This window comes from Longicatena caecimuris, from assembly GCF_004341945.1.
GTDB classification, from domain to species: Bacteria; Bacillota_I; Bacilli_A; order Erysipelotrichales; family Erysipelotrichaceae; genus Longicatena; species Longicatena caecimuris.
On the sequence record NZ_SMBP01000024.1, the window covers coordinates 23,361 to 43,907 of the forward strand.

17 protein-coding genes are annotated in these 20,547 nt (G+C 38.7%); 9 read left to right on the plus strand and 8 right to left on the minus strand.

Annotation, left to right across the window (positions count from 1 at the left end):
* Nucleotides 1-8 precede the first annotated feature (8 nt).
* The 3 genes from uvrB to EDD61_RS11885 form a co-directional block, all read right to left on the minus strand.
* A complete protein-coding gene (gene uvrB, locus EDD61_RS11875) occupies nt 9-1,991 on the minus strand; it encodes an excinuclease ABC subunit UvrB (RefSeq protein ID WP_008691259.1) in 1,983 nt (660 codons plus the stop codon).
* Nucleotides 1,981-3,462 carry a S41 family peptidase gene (locus EDD61_RS11880; RefSeq protein ID WP_243642726.1) on the minus strand — a complete coding sequence of 494 codons (1,482 nt, stop codon included), beginning with the start codon at nt 3,460-3,462 and terminating at the stop codon, nt 1,981-1,983. The genes uvrB and EDD61_RS11880 overlap by 11 nt, the downstream gene beginning before the upstream one ends.
* Nucleotides 3,463-3,709: 247 nt before the next feature.
* Complete coding sequence (locus EDD61_RS11885) at nt 3,710-4,327, minus strand: cytidylate kinase-like family protein (RefSeq protein WP_008691257.1); 618 nt, start codon at nt 4,325-4,327, stop codon at nt 3,710-3,712.
* Nucleotides 4,328-4,652: 325 nt separating this feature from the next.
* On the opposite strand from EDD61_RS11885, the gene EDD61_RS11890 reads away from it, so the two are divergent.
* The 8 genes from EDD61_RS11890 to EDD61_RS11925 all read left to right on the plus strand — a co-directional run bounded on the left by EDD61_RS11890 (nt 4,653) and on the right by EDD61_RS11925 (nt 13,582).
* Nucleotides 4,653-5,741: a 2-aminoethylphosphonate--pyruvate transaminase gene (locus EDD61_RS11890; protein WP_132225558.1), complete on the plus strand. Its 1,089-nt coding sequence runs from the start codon at nt 4,653-4,655 to the stop codon at nt 5,739-5,741.
* Nucleotides 5,738-6,862, plus strand: coding sequence for a phosphonopyruvate decarboxylase (gene aepY / locus EDD61_RS11895; protein ID WP_132225560.1), 1,125 nt, complete (start codon nt 5,738-5,740; stop codon nt 6,860-6,862). The genes EDD61_RS11890 and aepY overlap by 4 nt, the downstream gene beginning before the upstream one ends.
* Before the next feature lies 1 nt (nt 6,863).
* Nucleotides 6,864-8,159 (plus strand): phosphoenolpyruvate mutase, encoded by a 1,296-nt coding sequence (gene aepX / locus EDD61_RS11900; RefSeq protein ID WP_132225562.1) that lies wholly within the window; start codon nt 6,864-6,866, stop codon nt 8,157-8,159.
* Nucleotides 8,160-8,302: 143 nt separating this feature from the next.
* Complete coding sequence (locus EDD61_RS11905; RefSeq protein ID WP_132225564.1) at nt 8,303-8,977, plus strand: response regulator transcription factor; 675 nt, start codon at nt 8,303-8,305, stop codon at nt 8,975-8,977.
* Nucleotides 8,974-10,350, plus strand: coding sequence for a sensor histidine kinase (locus tag EDD61_RS11910; RefSeq protein WP_132225566.1), 1,377 nt, complete (start codon nt 8,974-8,976; stop codon nt 10,348-10,350). The genes EDD61_RS11905 and EDD61_RS11910 overlap by 4 nt, the downstream gene beginning before the upstream one ends.
* A gap of 66 nt (nt 10,351-10,416) precedes the next feature.
* Nucleotides 10,417-11,301 (plus strand): PepSY domain-containing protein, encoded by an 885-nt coding sequence (locus EDD61_RS11915; RefSeq protein WP_132225568.1) that lies wholly within the window; start codon nt 10,417-10,419, stop codon nt 11,299-11,301.
* 368 nt (nt 11,302-11,669) lie between these two features.
* Nucleotides 11,670-12,527 (plus strand): AraC family transcriptional regulator, encoded by an 858-nt coding sequence (locus EDD61_RS11920; protein ID WP_132225570.1) that lies wholly within the window; start codon nt 11,670-11,672, stop codon nt 12,525-12,527.
* A gap of 11 nt (nt 12,528-12,538) precedes the next feature.
* Nucleotides 12,539-13,582: a C45 family autoproteolytic acyltransferase/hydrolase gene (locus tag EDD61_RS11925; protein ID WP_117547675.1), complete on the plus strand. Its 1,044-nt coding sequence runs from the start codon at nt 12,539-12,541 to the stop codon at nt 13,580-13,582.
* A 453-nt stretch (nt 13,583-14,035) separates the two neighbouring features.
* Here EDD61_RS11925 and EDD61_RS11930 read toward each other — a convergent pair whose 3' ends face one another.
* From EDD61_RS11930 to prfA, 5 genes are all read right to left on the minus strand, one after another.
* On the minus strand, nt 14,036-14,506 hold the full coding sequence (locus EDD61_RS11930; protein WP_008691246.1) for an LURP-one-related/scramblase family protein: 471 nt from the start codon (nt 14,504-14,506) through the stop codon (nt 14,036-14,038).
* Nucleotides 14,507-14,574: 68 nt separating this feature from the next.
* Nucleotides 14,575-16,449, minus strand: coding sequence for a tRNA uridine-5-carboxymethylaminomethyl(34) synthesis enzyme MnmG (gene mnmG / locus EDD61_RS11935; RefSeq protein ID WP_132225572.1), 1,875 nt, complete (start codon nt 16,447-16,449; stop codon nt 14,575-14,577).
* Between the two features lie 11 nt (nt 16,450-16,460).
* Nucleotides 16,461-16,787 carry a hypothetical protein gene (locus EDD61_RS11940; RefSeq protein ID WP_008691243.1) on the minus strand — a complete coding sequence of 109 codons (327 nt, stop codon included), beginning with the start codon at nt 16,785-16,787 and terminating at the stop codon, nt 16,461-16,463.
* A gap of 322 nt (nt 16,788-17,109) precedes the next feature.
* Complete coding sequence (gene prmC / locus EDD61_RS11945) at nt 17,110-17,970, minus strand: peptide chain release factor N(5)-glutamine methyltransferase (protein WP_132225574.1); 861 nt, start codon at nt 17,968-17,970, stop codon at nt 17,110-17,112.
* Nucleotides 17,967-19,043 (minus strand): peptide chain release factor 1, encoded by a 1,077-nt coding sequence (gene prfA, locus EDD61_RS11950; RefSeq protein WP_008691238.1) that lies wholly within the window; start codon nt 19,041-19,043, stop codon nt 17,967-17,969. The genes prmC and prfA overlap by 4 nt, the downstream gene beginning before the upstream one ends.
* A gap of 546 nt (nt 19,044-19,589) precedes the next feature.
* Between prfA and licT the strand changes: the two genes are divergently transcribed.
* Complete coding sequence (gene licT / locus EDD61_RS11955) at nt 19,590-20,435, plus strand: BglG family transcription antiterminator LicT (protein WP_132225576.1); 846 nt, start codon at nt 19,590-19,592, stop codon at nt 20,433-20,435.
* Nucleotides 20,436-20,547: the final 112 nt, after the last annotated feature.

Genomic DNA, 20,547 nt, shown 5'->3' on the forward strand with positions numbered 1-20,547 from the left:
ATTAGTGATTATGAATTACGTAATTCAATCAAAATATCGCGTAATTCCGCAGCTCGCTCGAAATCGAGCACTTTTGCCGCTTCTTTCATTTCCTTTTCCAAATTTACTAAGAGTTTTTCTTTATCCTTCTTTGTTACTTTGGCTTTTTTGCTCATATATTTCGCCGTCATTTCCTGTGTTTCTTTACTGCGAACAACCTCATGAATCGGCTTGATGATTGTTTTTGGTGTGATTCCATGTTCCTTATTATAAGCAATCTGGATTTCACGTCTTCTGGCTGTTTCATCCAAAGCCTTCTGCATACTGCCGGTAATCGTATCGGCATACATGATAACTTCACCATGCGCATTACGGGCAGCACGTCCAATGATCTGAATCAAAGAGCGTTCGCTACGCAAGAAGCCTTCCTTATCCGCATCTAATATCGCTATTAAGGAAACTTCCGGAATATCCAGACCTTCTCTTAGCAAGTTGATACCAATCAATACATCATATTTCCCACGACGCAAATCACGGATGATTTCCGTTCGCTCAATTGTTTTTACTTCATGATGCAGCCAGGCAACCTTAAAGTCCATCCCTTTCAAGTAGCTGGATAAATCTTCTGCCATTCGCACGGTTAATGTGGTTATCAAGGTACGCTCATTACGAGCGATCCGTGTTTTTATCTCATCCACCAGATCGTCAATTTGTCCTTGTGTTGGACGAACTTCAACCTTAGGATCTAACAATCCTGTAGGACGTATGATTTGTTCAATGACTTCACCATGCGTCTTCTCCATTTCATAATCTCCCGGTGTTGCGGAAACAAAGACTGCCTGATGGTACATTTTTTCAAATTCTTCAAAACGCAGCGGTCGATTATCCAATGCACTTGGCAAACGGAATCCATAATTCACCAAAGTTTCTTTTCTTGCCCGATCGCCATTATACATCCCACGAATCTGTGGCAAAGATACATGACTTTCATCTACGACCAATAAAAAATCATCCGGGAAGTAATCAAATAAGGTATAAGGACGTTCCCCTGGTTTTCGTCCATCGATATGACGAGAATAGTTTTCTATACCGGGGCATACGCCAAATTCACGCAATGCCTCCATATCATAACGAGTACGTTGTTCCAAGCGCTGTTTCTCTAGCAGCTTTCCTTCATTATCAAGTTCTTTTAAGCGTTCTTCTAATTCCGCACCGATCGTATCTGCGGCACGATTGATAATTTCTTGCTTTGTCGCATAGCCACTTGCCGGATACACAACATATACCGTATAGGCGTTTTGTACCTTACCAGTCAAAGGATCTACTTCACAAATACGTTCAATTTCATCATCAAACATCTCAATACGCAAGATATAAGAATCGGTATGTCCAAGTGCCACCTCAATCACATCACCACGTACACGGAAGGTACCACGTATTAAATCCATATCATTGCGCTGATACTGACGTGCTACTAATTTCCCCATTAATTCCTTACGATCTATGATATCCCCTACGCGAATACTGAAAAACATATCCCGATATTGCTCTGGGTTACTGGCACCATAGATACAGGCTACAGACGCAATAATAATCGTATCTCTTCGTTCCAGTATCGAATTGACGGCTGCCATTCGAAGCATATCCAATTCCATATTGGTTGTGGCATTCTTATCAATATAGGTATCAGAACTTGGTATATAGGCTTCAGGCTGATAATAATCAAAGTTAGATACGAAATATTCCACACGATTATTAGGAAAGAATTCTTTAAATTCTGAATATAGCTGTCCAGCCAACGTCTTATTATGCGCAAACACTAGCGTAGGTTTATTGACCTGTGCAATGACATTCGATATCGTAAAGGTCTTACCCGTTCCGGTTGCCCCTAACAAAACCTGCTGTTTCTTTCCTTCCTTTATGCCTTCTACAAGCTCTTTGATTGCCTTAGGTTGATCTCCTTGAGGCTGATATTCTGATACTAAATCAAATAGCTTTTCCTCATTTTTCATTTGCTATTTCCATCGCTTTCTTTAATTGTAAATCATATTTATATGGATCACTCCGCCATTTTCTAAGGCAGTCTGATACCAGTGATCTACAGACTTCTTCGCGAATCTTTCCATCCGCTTTCAATTCATGATCTTTTTGATACTGTGTTAATGCTTTTGCAGAGGTATAAGAGAAATAGGCATCCGTACGATCAACTGCGTATCCTAAAAACTTTAAGTAGATCTGTACGGGAGATGCCGCTTCATTTACGGTATCAAAAGCAAATTCTTCTTTATCTAATTGCGGCATGCCTGTTACATATGCCGCTTCCTGTGCTACTTTGATATCCGGAGTAATTCCAACTTTATTAAGCTTATTACCTTTTGGTGTTATCCATTCACCGGTTGTGTATTTTAGCATACTGCCATCCTTAAATGGTAATGGAATCTGTACCGTACCCTTACCATATGTTTTTTCACCGATAACGATTGCTTGCGCCTGTTCTTTTAAAGCCGCTGTTAAAGCCTCTGATGCACTTGCCGTTCCACCATTGACTAGTATCAATAATTTATCAAAGGTATAATGCTCATAACCATTCAATGTCTTATATTCCGTGATATTGCCATCATGATCATCTTCCTTAAAAATAACCTGATCATCCTGCATTAAATAACTGGCAATCTGTAGTGCCGCTTTTAAATAGCCTCCACTGTTATCACGTAAATCAATAATCAAATGCTTAACTTTTGCTTTCTTGATATCCTCTAAATGGCGACCAAATTCATCACCACTTGTTTCCGCAAAAGTCGTTAGTTCAATTTTTGCTGTATCTCCCTTGATTTCACTGAACACAGTTCCATTTACTTTTTTACGGGTAATCGTTTTTTCTATATGTTTTCCACTGCGAATGATTTCCAGCTTCACTTTTGTGCCACTTTCCCCTTTAACTTTTTTAGCCACTTCTTCTGTTGAAGTGTTTTTTAATACTTTGCCATCTACTGCATAAATCTGGTCACCTGCATGAAGTCCTGCTTTTTCTGCCGGTGAATCCTTAATAATATCAGAGATGATAAACGTATTATCATCTAAGGCATACATTGTAACACCAATGCCGACAACACTGCCTTCCATAGAGCTTGTAAAGCTTTCACTTTGCTCATTATTCAGGTACATCGTATGCTGATCACCGCCGGCATCGACCATACCCTTGATAGCTCCATTGATCAGTTGCTCATTGAAGTCTTCTTTATCTTTCCCAAAATAAAATTTATTTTTCATGATGGTATATACTTCACTCAATTTAGCAAAAGTTTTATCATTGGTGACATCTGAACGGCTTAAAAATCGGTTAAGACCATATCCAGAAAAGAAGAAAATAACACATAGAGCAATTATGCCAATGCGTCTTTTCCTTTGTTTCTTCTCTGCTTCTATCTCATCCGGCCATTTATGGCGCACTAATTTATAACGAACTACTTTTTTTTCAGACATCATCATCACCTCATCAGCATAACTGAAAATTATTACGTGTATTATCATACCATATTTCAGCGTTCATGATAAGTCATTCCCTTCGTAATCATCTGAATGATCAAAAAGGTAATGACAAACGTAGTAAATATGAATAAATATCCACCGATTTATGATTTATACCCAGAATTCTTATCACTATTTGAAGGATTTTTTTCATACAAAAAGAGCCCTCTGTTTTAGAAGGCTCAACATATGCACATCCTTTTTATAAACTCTTATTGACCGCAACTTCTTTAATGATTTCCACACAACCATCAATACCAAAGGTACTGGAGTTTAATGAAATATCATAATTTTCTGCACGGCCCCATTTACGATCGGTATAATACTCATAATAATTCGCACGACGCTTATCAATTTTATGAATAGAATTTTCAATATCGCGTTCATCTACTTCATAAGAATGAATAGCGCGTTCTTTTTTCTCTTTCATATTACCATGAATAAATACATTTAATACCGTATCATAATCTTTTAAAACATAATCTGCACAGCGTCCGACAATAACACATGCGCCTTCCTTTGCCACCTGCTCAATAACCTGTGATTGTACCAGAAACAGACGATCATTCAAGGAAAGTTCAGTAATTGTTGATAACGGTCCTCCTAAGGAATAACCAAGAGCACCTAATAAACGGAAACCTTTGCTTGTACGAGAATCTTCTTCCTCAAACAATTCCTTATCTAATCCGCTTTCCTTTGCAGCAATTTCGATAAGTTCTTTGTCATAGAAAGGTACATTCAGCTGTTCAGCCAGCTTTTTGCCGATTTCTCTACCGCCGCTTCCAAATTCTCTACTGATTGTAATAATGGTCTTTTTCATAAAATCGACCTCCTCACCTTGTAATTTCATTATACTATCATCTGCTTACAACATCAATGTTTCCGTTTTCATTTTTGTAAATAGCATTGCATCAAGTTTTTTATCACTGCCTTTCTTAAGGTATTCCCGGATAGTATCTATCCTATACAGAAAGAAGCAAACGGCTAGTTACAAAGGCTATTATTTGTTCATATTATAGCGATTAATTCAGATAGAAAAAACATTTATATTGATATTTTCCTTGTATTTGTTCAATTTATGTATTATCATAACGATATTGAACATATAATTATCTTATATGATTCATCAAAAGGAGATGCTAAAAATGAAGCCTACTGTCTTATTAACACCGGGTCCTTTAACAACCAGCGCTGCTGTAAAGCAAGCAATGTTACAAGATCTTGGCACTAGAGATGATGAATATCGTATGATAATCCAATCTTTGCGTGAACAACTATGCGAATTGGGACAAGTGCATCCAGCGCAATACGCTTTGATTTTCATGCAAGGTTCTGGAACCTTTGGAGTAGAAAGTGTCTTAACAAGCACGATTCGTCAAGATGAGCATGTTCTGATTTTAGCGAATGGAGCTTATGGAAACCGCATGGCACAAATATGTGAAACTGCTCATATCCCATTTACATTAAAAAATTATCCTATGGATAAAGCTTTACCACTCGATGAAGTAAAAGAGCAGATAGCCGATCCTCGCTATACCCATGTTGCCTATGTGCATTGTGAAACAACGGCAGGTGTGATGAATGATCTTTACCGTATACAAGAATGTATCCGCAGCTATCACAAAATCAGCATTGTCGATGCCATGAGCAGTTTTGGCTCTGCACCGATTGCTATTGCAGATGCAGGGATTGATTATCTGATAACCAGTGCGAATAAATGTCTGCATGGTGTACCGGGAGTAGCTATCATCTTTGCCAGAAAAGCACATTTGGATACATGTCCGCATTGTGCTGTTAGCCTGTCCTTAGATTTGTACGAACAATATCGCTCTATGGAAGAAACCCAAGGCGCATTTCGCTTTACTTCACCAACGCATGTCATGTTAGCTTTGCAAGAAGCTTTGACAACACTGATAACAAACGGAGGCATTCCAGCACGTCGTAAACGCTATATGCATGTCCAAAAAGAATTGCATGACAGTATGACGAAGTATGGTTTCCATACCTTAGTAGAGCCTGACGTGCAATCTTGTGTCATAACGACATATTTGTGTCCGAAAGGTTTTGATTTTACGCATTTCTACAACTTTTTTAAAGCCCATGGTTTCTTGTTATATGCTGGGAAATTACCTGGTATAGATGCATTTAGGATTGGTAATATAGGGGAAATCAGCGATGCAGATATTCTTCACTTTAAAAAAGTCTTACGCATGTATATGGAGGAAAACAGATGAAAGCAGAAACTTTGATAAATGCTTTAGAAGCAATTGCTATCCACGATTATATTGGTGTTCCAGATTCCACATTAAAAAGCTTTTGTGATTATTTATACTTGCACAAGAGCCCTGCACAGCATCATGTGCCTGTAAATGAAGGTGCAGCACTGGCTATGGGAGCTGGCATCTATTTAGCAAGCAGTCAGATATCTTGTGTTTATATGCAAAACAGTGGCTTAGGTAATGCTGTAAATCCTATCACCAGTCTGCTGCATGAAAAGGTATATGCGATTCCAATGTTATTCATCATCGGCTATCGCGGTCAGCCCGGATATGCAGATGAACCACAGCATAAGTTTCAGGGAGCGATCACCTTACCTATGTTAGAGCTGTTAGAAATTCCCTATGCCGTGTTGAAAAAAGACGATGATGCCTTCTCCCTTTCACAGATACTAAAAAAAGCACAGACATGTTTTCAAGCGAAGAAGCAATTTGCCATCGTTGTGGAAAAAGGTGCTCTTGAAAGCGAAGAAACCTTACACTTTCAAAATGGCTTCCATATACGAAGAGAAGAAGCCATTCAACACGTTATTTCTTCACTGCAATCAGAAGATGTCATCATCAGTACGACCGGCAAGATTTCCCGAGAGGTTTATGAACAGAGCAATGCTATATTAGGTCATCATAAACAAGCGTTCTTAACCGTAGGCTCTATGGGACATGCCTCTATGATTGCACAAGGTATAGCCTTAAAGTGTCCGCATAAGCGTGTCTTTTGTTTTGATGGCGATGGAGCTGCGCTGATGCACATGGGTTCTATGAACTATATTGCCCAACAGCCTTGTGAGAACCTTATCCATATCGTTTTTAATAATCTTGCTCATGAATCCGTTGGTGGCATGCCGACACAATGTGCTAAGACGCCCCTTTATGATATCGCAAAGGCCATGGGCTATAAACATGTTCTCTATATTACTGATTTACAAGAATTGGATAGCACTTTACAAAGAAACTATCAAGGACCGGTATTTATCGAAATCGGTGTTGCAGTAGGTTCTCGTGCTGACTTAGGAAGACCGAAAGAAACTGCTGTAGAAAATAAAGAACAATTTATGAGCGTTTTGAAAGGAGAATACTAACATGAAAAGTGTTTATGCATGTTTTAGTACCGATGTCATTCACGAAGGACATCTTCATATTATTCAAGAAGCACAGGCCTATGGAGAGCTCACGATAGGGGTATTAACAGATGAGGCATTGATAAAGTTTGATCGTTTTCCGACAATTACCTTTGATGAACGTTTTCAAATGATGCAAAAGTTGGATGGCGTTGCACATGTTGTTGCGCAATCCACGGTTTCATATACCGAAAACTTACAAAAGTTAAAACCGGATTATGTCATTCATGGTGATAATTGGAAGACGAACGAACAAAAAATCATACGTGATAACGTGCTTAAGGTTCTATCAACATGGGGAGGACAACTCATTGAGGTTCCTTATACACGCACGGAAAAGGTACAGCATATCGATAAAGTGATGCATGATAAGTTAGCTATGCCTGAATTTCGAAGGAAACGATTGCGTCAGCTTTTACAGCTGCGTCCTATCGTAAAAGCACTGGAAGTCCACAGTGGCATTACGGCTTTAATTGCCGAAAAAACAATTGTGCAAAACAAAGAAGAACTTGATCAGTTTGATGCCATGTGGATCAGCAGTCTGTGTGATTCTACCGCAAAAGGAAAACCTGATATCGAACTGGTGGATATGTCCAGCCGCATACGTACCATTGATGATGTGATGGATGTATCTACCAAACCCATCATATTAGATGGCGATACTGGTGGTTTGATTGAACATTTTGTATACAACGTACGAACCTTGGAACGTCTTGGCGTTTCGGCAATTATTATTGAAGATAAAACAGGATTAAAGAAAAACTCTTTATTTGGTAATGATGTAGAACAGACACAAGACAGCATTGCCCATTTTTGTGAAAAAATCCAAGCCGGGAAACAGGCACAGCTAAGCGAGGACTTTATGATCATCGCTCGTATCGAAAGTTTGATTCTTGAAAAAGGCATAGCGGATGCATTACAACGTGCTTATGCGTATGTCGCGGCTGGGGCAGATGGCATTATGATTCATTCAAGACAAAAAACACCGGATGAAATTTTTGCCTTTTGTGATGCCTTTCGCCAAAAAGATAAGAACACCCCGATTGTGGTAGTGCCTACTTCCTATCATAGTGTATTGGAAGAACAGCTGGCAGCGCATGGTATCAACATCGTTATCTATGCCAATCAGTTAACGCGCAGTGCGTTCCCAGCCATGCAAGAAACAGCAGCCAGCATCTTAAAACATCATCGCGCGAAGGAAGCTGATGCACAACTCATGTCGATTAAAGACATCATCACGCTAATTGATGAAATGTAGCCTCTCTGATTCATATATGAATTACCGGTAGTTGACAATGGTCTGAATCCCTGTCTGCTACTGGTTTTTCTTTCCCTATTGGCATTTCCTATACCCCATTACAAGGAATATGCTAAAATGAACATAGAAGATGAGGTGATTATATGCGTATTCTTTTAGCCGAAGATGAAAAAGAACTAAATCGTATCGTATGTGAACGATTACGGGAAGAACAATACAGTGTTGATGCTTGCCTAAATGGTGAAGAAGCCTTAGCATTTTTACAAGTCATGGAATATGATGTTGTCATACTGGATATCATGATGCCCATCGTAGATGGTTTAGAGGTTTTACAAACCTTGCGAGCTAATGGCAAGCAAGTGCCGGTTTTGATGTTGACAGCAAAAGACAGCATTCAGGATAGAGTTAAAGGATTGGATGCCGGAGCAGATGATTACCTTGTAAAGCCATTTGCCTTTGATGAACTTTTGGCACGAATCCGTGTTTTATTACGCAAACCATCCAATCAGCACACCGGTTTTTATCAGGTAGATGATTTAGTCTTATATCCAAATACTCATAAAGTGTTACGTGCTGATAAGGAAATTCATCTCTCCGCAAAGGAATTCTCATTATTACGTTATATGATGCAAAATACCGGTATTGTCTTAAGCCGAGAAAAACTGGAACAGCATATCTGGAATTATGATTACAGCGGAGAATCGAATGTCATTGATGTTTATATCCGTTATCTGCGTAAGAAAATCGATGAAGGGCATACGCATAAGCTGCTGCATACGATTCGCGGTGTTGGCTATGTTTTGAAGGTGGACGTATGAAACGATTATCTATTAAAGCCAAACTGACAGTATTGTACAGCTCATTGATGATGCTTTTGATCATCTTTATCATAGGGCTATTCTTCACATACAGCTCCCAAGAGATTCTTTCCCATACCAAAGCAACTTTAGAAGAACATGTATCATCTAGTTTTGATAACATCGACTATAAGCATGACAGCTATCATTTTGATAATGATATATTAGAATTAGAAGATGGTGTCTATCTTTCTGTATATGATGCAAAAACGCAGGAATTGGTGTATGGGCGAGTTCCTTATGGCTTTGCGTATGATCTTCCTTTTGCGGATGGACAGGTGCGCAAGATTAAAAGCAATCAGACTAAGTTTTATGTGTTAGATATGCAGTATCAGGTAAAAAAGAGTGCCCCTTCTTTGATGGTGCGCGGTATCATATCCATCAGTGATGCACAGGAAAACGTTTATGCTACCCTGCGTTTGAGCTTACTGTTACTGCCTTTGTTTGTACTCGTCAGCTCAATTGCCGGTTATTTTCTTGCGAAAAAAGCATTGTCACCGGTTGCGACCATTACCCAAAGAGTCCAGACCATTTTAAAAGGACAAAATCTGACGAAACGCGTGGCTTTAGGAAAAGGAAAAGATGAAATCTATGAGATGGCTGAAACCTTTGATAAACTGTTAGCGCAGATGGAAGACAGTTTACAACGAGAACAGCAATTTACCAGTGATGTTTCACATGAATTAAGAACACCATTAACAACTATCCTAATGCAATGTGAACAGCTGTTACATGAGAAACAGAAGGATGAAGCATCCGCCAAAGAGTTAAAAGTCATCCAACAAAAAGCCATTGCCATGCGTAATATCATCTCCCAGTTGTTATTGTTGTCGAGAGCCGATATGGGTAATGCCCAGTTGACGATGGAACCACTGAACTTTAGTGAATTAAGTGCTTATGCCATTGAAGAAATACAGCTACAGGCAGAAAAGAAACAGATACAGGTAACAAGTGACATACAGAACAACATCATGGTCTATGGTGATCAGACATTGTTAATTCGTTTCTGGATGAACGTGTTACATAATGCAATTCAATATGGTAAGGAGCAAGGACATCTTTTCCTACAGGTAAAACTTATGGAAGATCATGTGCAGATTATTGTGGATGATGATGGAATCGGCATAACAGAAGAACAGCTTCCTTATATATGGAATCGGTTCTATCGCTGTGACAGTGCCAGAAACAACAGCACTAGCAGTGGCTTAGGATTATCTATGGTAAAATGGATTATTGAAGCGCATGGTGGTTTATGTGATGTGAAGAGCTGCTATGGAAAAGGTACAACCTTCATTTTCACTTTACCCGTTTTAAAAAAAGATGAAAAGCTTTAATCTTCCTTTAATCTTTCCATGGTACTGTGTATGTGTAAAGAAGGAATCGCATAGGAGGAAACGATTATGAAAAAACAATTATATCTGACAACTCTTCTCAGTGCCATTATCTTAGCTGGCTGTGGCAGTGCCGTAACTCCATCCTCAGCCGCAAGTGACATTGGGGAAGCAAAGGCAAAAGCGATTGCGCTGGAACATGCAAAGGTAAAAGAGGCAGAGCTTACCAAAATTCATGTGGAAAAAGAAACAAAGAAGGGCAAAGCGGTATATGATATTGAATTTGAAACAAAAACAAAGGAATATGATTATACGATTACGCAAGAAAAAGGAGAAATTCTATCTTCATCCATTTCCAACAACATGAAAGACGACGATAAGAAAAAGACGACGGAAGATAATAAAACAGCAGACAAGAATACACAGAATTCACAAAACAATGTTCAAACAAAGGCAACCGAGTCTACTGATAACCATGCATCCTCACAGCCAAATACATCGGATTCCACAAAAGAAATCAGTGCGGAAAAAGCGAAAGCAATTGCTTTGGCGCATGCCAAGGTCACTGAAAACAACACGCAATTGTTGAAAGTAAAAAAAGAACGTGAAGATGGCATTAAGGTGTATTCCGTTGAATTCTACGTTGGTAATACCGAATATGACTATGACATTGCCCGCAGTAACGGAAAGATTATCCAGTATGATATTGATGTGGAAGAAAAGAAACACCATACACCATCTACTTCTATTATCTCATTAGCGAAAGCTCGCTCTATCGCATTGCAGAAAGTGCCTGGCGCAACCAGTAAAAACATTCACTTATCCTTAGATGATGAAGATGGCAAACAGGTATATGAAGGAGAAATCAAGTATAAACAAATAGAATATGATTTTGAAATTGATGCGAAAACCGGAACTTTCTTAAAATGGACCAGTGAAAGAGATGATGATTAAACTCATATAACATAAAAAAGCTGCCTAAGACGGCTCAATAATACAGTATGATCAAAATTATTTTCAGGAAACGGCGTAACTTACAGGTTATGCCGTTTTCATTTTGCACTCGTTAGTAAAGAGGTGGGAAGTCTTCCCACAGTTATTCCTGCTTATGCTCATCATTAAAAAGAGCATTTAGAAATCTGTTGTCAGATAGTTCTCGATTTTAAATACGATGGTAATTGTAAAATGCCAAAATAGATAAAGAAAATTTGCACCAAAATTTTTATTCATCTACACTATATATAAGTTTACAAAAGAGCGCATCAAAAGCGAGGAATAATAAGTAATGAGAAGCTATGATTATATAGAAGGAGGCACACAAAATGGAATGGTTGAGAAAGCTAAGCGCAGCCATAGATTATATAGAAAACCATTTAGACGGTGATATATCCTATGACGAAGCTGCAAAAATCGCCTGTTGTTCAACCTTTTACTTTCAACGGGTTTTCTCTTATGTGGCAGGTGTTTCACTGTCTGAATATATTCGGCGCAGAAAAATGACACAGGCAGCGTTTGATTTACAACGGACAGGCGCGAAAGTAATTGATATTGCCTTAAAATATGGATACGCTTCTCCGACTTCATTTAATAGGGCATTTCAGAGCGTCCATAATATCACACCCGCAGCTGCGCGCAGCATAGGAAATACATTCAATGCTTATCCAGCAATTCGCTTTTCCGTTCAAGTTTCAGGAGAAACTGCTATGTCCTATCATATTACACAAAAACAAGCCATGCGTATGGTAGGTGTTCGTATTGCGTTAAGTGAGGACATGGAGGAAAATCAAAGAATAATTCCAAAATTTTGGAAGTCTGCTTTAAAGAGCAGTTTATTTTCCGAAATATGTGATTTATCAAATCAATCTCCCGAAGGAATATTAGGCGTTAGTGTTTATGAAAATCCCAAAAAGATATTTTATTATATTGCAGCAGCCACGAAAGAACCTGTCCCATCCGGTATGTTTGCATTTGAAATTCCGGCTGCTGTATGGGCTGTCTTTGAGAACAAAGGAGATTTTAAAGAAAATGTGCAGGACATTTTTCGAAGATTTTATACAGAATGGCTGCCGTTTTCAGGATATGCATATGCTGGACTTCCAGACATAGAAGTATATCCTATTACCAAAGAAACACCGTCAAGAGGTCATTCTGAAGTGTGGATTGCCATAAAAAAAGATTAGGAGGATGAAATATGTATCATTTACGATTGAAAGGCGACCATTATCAAATGGGCGTTAAAAGAGGAAAAATTTTTCAAAAAAGCAATATCACATTTCCTCTGCATCTTGATGATTTTCAACTTGAGCATGGAAGAAAAAGCGAACGGATATTGAAAGAGTATTTTCCTGAAGTATGTGAAGAAATAAAGGGCGTCAGTGATACCATCGGGGTAAGTTATCTACCCTTTGTATCATGGATGTTATGCATGGGCTGCTGTATGTATAACCTGGAAGATAATATCCCCGTAGAAATCAGGGGGTGTACAGCCTTTGCCTATTCCAAAAACAACAACATAATCTATGGAAGAAATAATGATTTACCACCATATTTGAAAAAAGGGAGTAAAAGTGAAATCTATTCCCCGTTAAATGGGAATAGATTTAATATAACAACTTCTTCTTTCATTAACGGAGAAGAAGGGGTGAATGAACATGGATTGGCCGTAGCAATGACTTTTGTTATGACTAGTCTGAAAAACATACAAGCGGGTTTTAATTCCTGTTTTGTCGTAAGGTACTTGCTTGAAAAAGCGAATAGCACAGAAAATGCACTGTTTCTGCTGATGAAACTGCCGATAGCATCTAACTGTAATATTCTTATCGCAGACAAGAGTGGAGAAATGCTTGTTGTCGAATGTACACCGTATGAAAAAAGAATCCGTGAAGCGGTAAGCATCGATGATGCTAAAATTGTGTGTACTGTTAATAGCTTTACATCTGATGAAATGAAGCAACACGACGCAGCTAAGGGAAACGATTATCAATCTGCAAAACGCTATCGTACGGTTATGGAAAATTTCAGCACCCACATAAAAGGAAATCTGATAGAAGCGACTCAACAGCTTTTAAGAGGCAATTTCGGGTTCATGTGTCAATATGATGAACCAGATTTTGAAACTGTCTGGAGTTCCATCTTTGATTTGAAAAAGCTGATGATATATCGGGCAGAGGGTGATCCACGAAAAAAGAAATTTATCGTAGATAGCAGATTGCATAACATTGTGCAAAAAAAATAGGGATTTAGATATGTATCATTGGATCCTGTGTCCTATCTGTAATCACGCAATAAGGCCAGAAAGGACAAAATTCGGTTTTTCTCTTTTGGAAGAGGTTTTATTATGTTAATTACCATCATGCAAACGTTATGGAATTCATAAAAAAGCTGAATCCATATGACGGAATTTTACCCATGCTTATCCATACATTATACATACTTATATAAATCACATTATTCAAACGCCTATGTAGTTTTATGCCGCATGGGCGTTTGTTGTAAACGTTCCTATTGGAAACAGACAAAAAAAGACGGGCAAAAAGCAATTGCTTCTTACTCGTCTTTCTTCACATCCTATACAACAGCTACTCGCTTTCTGTTTGTTGGTTGATATTGTTTTATGAGTAGCTACCTATTAAAACAATATCTTTTATGTTAGAGCTTTGACGTATCTGTAAAGCCTTTTATTTGGATGCTATTCACCTTGTGAACATTTCGCCGCATCAATTGCCAATACAATCATCAGGCAGAGTAATGCGTCCTTTTCATGTACGATATCCATTGTATATGTATCAGAAAGTTGAAACAGCTCTTTATGAACATCCATAATATGCCCACTCTGGCTGACAACAGCATAATCCCATTCCATGACGTTTCCATCTACTTCCCAATCATTACAGGTTAAATGAAATTTAGGCCGTAAAAAGGTTAATTCTTTTTGGATAGTACCAACTTCTTCGCCGTCGATATACATAGTAAATTTAGGCAGAAAGCTAAATGCTTTTTCTTTGATTTCGCCTAGCATATTACCATCTCTGTCATAAATTTGTAGGCGATGTCCAAGTGACATAACCCCCTTCACATGATAGCGTGGCTGTTGTTCTTCATCATAAATATCATAGCTATCAAACCAGCTGAAGATCCGTTGTTTAAATAATAGTTTCATTTTTTACCTCTTTATACATTATCTTTTTTTATGCTAAGCACCTTTTATCTTGTAGATAAATAAACATATCATGATTCATTTTTATGATCTTCACGCTTTAATTGTTCAAGATAAACAGCTAAAACGGCAATATCTGCCGGATTGACACCGGAGATACGAGAAGCCTGCCCCATTGTCATTGGCTGCACTTCATTTAATTTTTGTCGCGCTTCTAATGATAAATGCTGAATCTGCTGATAATCTATATGTTCCGGCAAACGGACGGCATCCATTTGTCGCAAATGAGCTGCGTCACGTTTCGCTTTTTGAATATAACCTTCATATTTTATTTCTATTTCTACTTGCTGCGCAATGGCTGGCGCAAAGGTTTTTTCTAAATAAGGTGCTAAACCTTCCATTGTCACTTTCGGACGTTTTAATAAGGTTTTTGCGCTAATGCCTTCCTTTAAAGGCTCATAGCCCAATTCCTGCATATACGTATTTACAGTAGATTTCGGTGTAAAGCGAACGGTATCTAAATATTCCAGACAGTCAATGATCTGTTGTTCTTTTCCTTTAAAGTTTTCATAACGTGCATCTGAAATCAAGCCTATTGTATGACCATAAGGTGTTAAACGTAAATCTGCATTATCATGACGCAGCAACAAACGATATTCTGCTCTCGATGTTAATAGACGATAAGGTTCTTTTGTCCCTTTGGTAACCAAATCATCAATCATTACCCCAATATATGCCTCATCACGACGCAAGATAAAAGGTTCTTTGCCATCCAGTTTTAAGACTGCATTTATGCCTGCTAGTAACCCTTGGGCAGCTGCTTCTTCATAGCCGCTGGTTCCATTGATTTGTCCTGCAGTATACAAATTAGCAATCCGCTTGTTTTCTAAGGTTGGTTTACACTGTAAAGGATCGATTGCATCATATTCAATCGCATACGCATATTTTTTAATGACACAATTTTCCAATCCTGGTAAGCTATGCAGCATAGCTTCCTGTACATCATGTGGCATAGAGGTTGAAAAGCCTTGTACATAGGTAGTATCCAAGGATTCACTTTCTGGCTCAAGGAATATCTGATGTCGTTGTTTATCCGCAAAGCGCACCAATTTATCTTCAATGCTTGGACAATAGCGAGGTCCTACTCCCTTTACCAAACCGGAATACATGGCAGAACGTTCTAGATTTTCATTAATGATACGATGGGTTTCAGGGGAGGTATAGGTTAAATAACATAATGCCTGTTCTTTAAAAGGTCTAATGTTTGTTGTTTCATGAGAGAAACAAAGAAAGGCATCCGTACCAGGTTGTACTTCTGTTTTAGAAAAATCAATAGAGCTTGTTAAAACACGTGCCGGTGTACCTGTCTTTAAACGGAAAGTACGAATACCTAAATCACGCAGGCTTTGAGATAAGTTATTCGTTGTTGGTTCTCCATCCGGTCCACTTGGTGTAGAGGTATGACCAACCAGTATATTGCTTGACATGAATGTACCGGTCGTCATGATCAATGCCTTACATTCTTCCATATGTCCATCAGCCTGCAAAACGCCTTTTACGACACCATCTTCTGCAATGACTTTTTCAACGCACATTTCTCTTACTTCCAGATGTTCCTGCGCTAACAGTACTTTCTGCATATAGGCCTTATAAGCCAATTTATCCGATTGTACACGTAAACACTGCACACCTGGGCCTTTTGTGGTATTTAGCATCTTAAACTGCAACGCTGTTGCATCTGCCGCTTTGCCCATTTCACCGCCAAGCGCATCAATTTCTCTTACAACAATTCCTTTTGCAGGTCCTCCAACACTTGGATTGCATGGCATAGATGCAATCATATCTATGTGCATGGAGTATAAGATTGTTTCTTTCTGTAAACGAGCACAAGCTAATGCGGCCTCAACACCCGCATGACCTCCGCCGATAACGATAACATCTGCCATCCTGTTTCCTCCTAATTCTTTCGACAATATCCGCATTTAGGGCAAATGCCACTTGCCCCGATCTTAGCCCCACATGAAGGACATAATACCTCTTTACTACGAATATCTTTATCTAGTTCATATATAAATTCTTTCTGAATACGTTTCCTACGCAAATTCATTTTTAATACCATACCTGCTAATAAAAGATTCAATAAGGACATCACCAGCAAGATACTTCTTGACACGATTTGATTTGTCAGAAAAGCTGCCAGCAAAATAATCAAGGTACTTATACATAAGAATCCAAAACTTATCCAGCGCTCTTTTCCATACAAATATGTTTTCTGATGGTACATAAACATTCCTTCCTTCATATATAAAGCAAATACATATTTACGTGGTATATTATAAAATATTTTCTATCCATTGAACAGCAATATTTCATGTTATTTCATATAATCTGTAAGTAACCCCTTACCCCTTTTCCTATTTGATACAAAGGAAAAGGTTGCGTGTTTTTCTTTTTCTAAATGCTCAAATAAAATACATACACCTGTTTTACCCGCTTTTTCTTTCGGTTGGAAATCATAGCACATTAATTATAAACCCTTCTTTTATCAAGGACAATTCGTAAGATCTTTTAAGCTGTCTTCATCTAGAAAAGGAAAACGGATACGCTTAAGACGCATCCGTATGCAGATAAATAAATAACATGCGATTTTTTCCACTCATATCCTGTAAGACTTCAATCTTAGCTTCCGGAAAATATTCTTTTGCCAATGCTGTCAGTCTTTCTTTTTGATCATAGCCCATTTCAAAAGCCATAAAAGCTTTTTCATTTAATACCTTACGCGCATTCTCAAAGATGATACGATAGAATTTTAAACCGTCTTCACCACCAAACAATGCGACATGTGGCTCATAATCAACAACACTCTCCTCCATCACTTCCTCATTGGGAATATATGGCGGATTGGAAATTAAGATATCCAGCTTAATATTGCGTTCGATCAAAGGCTGCAGCATATCCCCTACCATGAAGCACACGGTTGCCTCATTGGCAGCGGCATTTTCTTTGGCAACCATAACGGCTTTTTCACTGATATCCGTTGCCAACATATGCAATCTATCTTCTTCCTTTTTCAAGGAAATCGCGATTGCTCCACTACCGGTACCGATATCTGCGACCGTTACCTGTTTACCATCAAATACTTCATCATAAGCAGCTAATACATTCGCCACCAATTCTTCGGTTTCCGGTCTGGGAATCAATACGTCTTCATTGACTTTGAAACGATAGCCATAAAACCATTCAAAACCTAAAACATGCCCTAAAGGTTCTCCTTTAATCAGACGACATAAGCCCTGTTCAAATTGTTCGGCTATATCGGCAGGTACTTCCTGCTCATATTCCATATAAAGGTTATGGGCCTCCATATTGGTAAGTTCCAACAAATACAATAAGGCTGCCTGCTCCCCACGATCGGCCTCTTCCATGCGTCTGTTGGCATCTTTTAACAGCTCACGATACGTACTCATTCGTTATTACCTGCCAGTTTTGCTTGTTGATCAGCACTTGTTAAGGCATCTAATAAATCCTGCATCTTGCCTTCCATGATGCGATCCAACTGATTCACGGTATAACCAATACGATGATCGGTCACACGGTTTTGTGGATAGTTATACGTACGAATCTTCTCTGCACGATCTCCGGTACCAATCTTGCTTCTACGCTCCATGCCCTGCTCTTCTTCCAGCTTGCGCTGATGTTCCTCATACACACGAGAACGAATCGTCATCAAAGCAGTTGCGCGGTTTTCATGCTGTGAACGTCCATCCTGACATTTTACCGTAATACCGGTAGGTTTATGCACGATACGAACAGCGGAATCTGTCTTATTGATATGCTGTCCACCGGCACCACTGGAACGCATCGTTTCAATTTCCAAATCATTCATATCAATATCAAAATCTTCAGCCTCAATCTCCGGTGTAACTAAAACCGTTGCTGTAGAAGTATGGATACGTCCCTGGCTTTCTGTCTTTGGCACACGTTGTACGCGATGACTGCCAGATTCAAATTTCAGCTTGCCATACACACCATCACCCTTCACCATGAAGGATACCAAAGAGAAACCACCGGCTTCACTATCATCCATTTCAACAATTTCAATCTTCCAGCCCTGACTTTCCGCATACTTGCTATACATACGATACAAATCACCCGCAAAGATATTGCCCTCATCGCCACCGGCAGCTCCACGGATTTCCACAATGGCATTGTGCGAATCATTTGGATCTTTAGGAATCAAAAGAATCTCCAGTTTTCCTAAATATTCTTCAATCTTCGGCTCTAATTCCTCAATTTCCATCTTCGCCATTTCTTTAATTTCTTTATCTTCTTCCTTTAACAGTTCTTTTGCCTCTTCTAAGGCTTCCATACTGTGTTTATAATCCTGATAGGTTTCAACGACCTGTGTTAAGTCTGCTTGCTCTCTTCCCAGCTTTGCCAATTCTCTGCTGTCAGAGACAATATCCGGCTGCATCATCAGTTCTGTAATCTCATGATACCGGTTGACCATACCTTCCAGTCGCTCGATCATAATGCTCATAAACAAACCTCCTTGTTTTGCGTCTTTTCTATTGTTGCCTTTATATGCGCAAATATCCTTATATACTATACCATTGAAAGTAAAAAATGAAAAGCAATTCTTATAGAGTAATATAAGGTTTTACTGTGTGGAAAAAGATAAGAAAAGTTAATGTTGATGAAGGTGGTACACCCTGTATTAAAGGATAAGAGAAACGAATTTTAATGAAGGGAATACATCATAGAAAAGGCTGACAGTAAACAGGTGCTTATAACATGATATGATGATAAGCAACGCTTAGAAAAAATGAGATGAGCATACAAATGATTCAATAGAAAAATGAAACTATCGTTCAAATAATCGCTGCTTATAAAAGCACGACACACCTGCATATCAAACAAAAAATCATCATGAAAGCGTTGACATCTAAAAAAAGGCTTGTTATAATGAAACCGCAAACAAGGATAGTTATTGTTGAAAGACAAGCTCGACCTGTATAAATTAACGTATATGCTTTCATGCATATGGTTTCTTATATGGGTCTTTTTTGTTAGGAGGATGGCATAGATGATATTTAAGAAGCGCTTAAACAACAATGTTGTGATTGCGATTGATGGGACAGATGAAAAAATTCTTACAGGGAAAGGATTAGGCTTTCAGATGCAGGCAGGCAGTGAAGTGGATGAAGCAAAGATTGAAAAAGTATTTGCCTTAGCGGATAAGAAAGCGAATCAGAAATTGTTGGAGCTGTGTGAAACGATTCCGATGGAGCATGTGGAATTAGCTGAAGAAATTGTAAATTATGCAAAGATCCATGTGAATGAGGCAATGAATGAAAATGCCATTCTTGCTTTATGTGACCATATTTATATGGCAGTAGAACGTAAGAAACAGGGCGTCGATGTGAAGAATGTTCTCTTGTGGGATATTCAAAAGTTCTATCGGGATGAATATGAAGTCGGCCGCTATGCAGTAAAAGCGGTGCAAGAACGCTTTCATGTTGCATTGAGCGAAGATGAAGCAGGCTTTATTGCCCTGCATATCGTAAATGCGCAGTTGAATCTGCAAACGAAGACGGTAAAAGAGATCACGGTACTCATGCAGGAAATCGAACGTATCGTTCGCATTGATTTTGCGATTGATATCAATACGGATTCTATCTATTATGATCGCTTTATTTCCCATTTGAAATTCTTTGCCGAACGTGTCTTTTCCCACAAAACCTTTACCGGGCAAGAAGTCGATGGCTTATTGGATGTCATCATTCAAAAATATCCGAAGGCTTATGCCTGTGTGAATAAAATCAGTGCCTTTCTAACAAAAAAATATGCTTATACCTTAAGTGAGGAAGAAATCTTATATTTAAGCATTCATATCTCACGTATTGTTCAGGTATCTACTCAGAAAAGCTGAGTTTGATATAAGTCGTTACAAGCGACAGCTAAGCAGCATTTAAGAAGGATAGTTACATTGAGTTGGCTTGACCTTCGTTTCGTGTATTTCATTAAAATGAAGAAATGGAGGA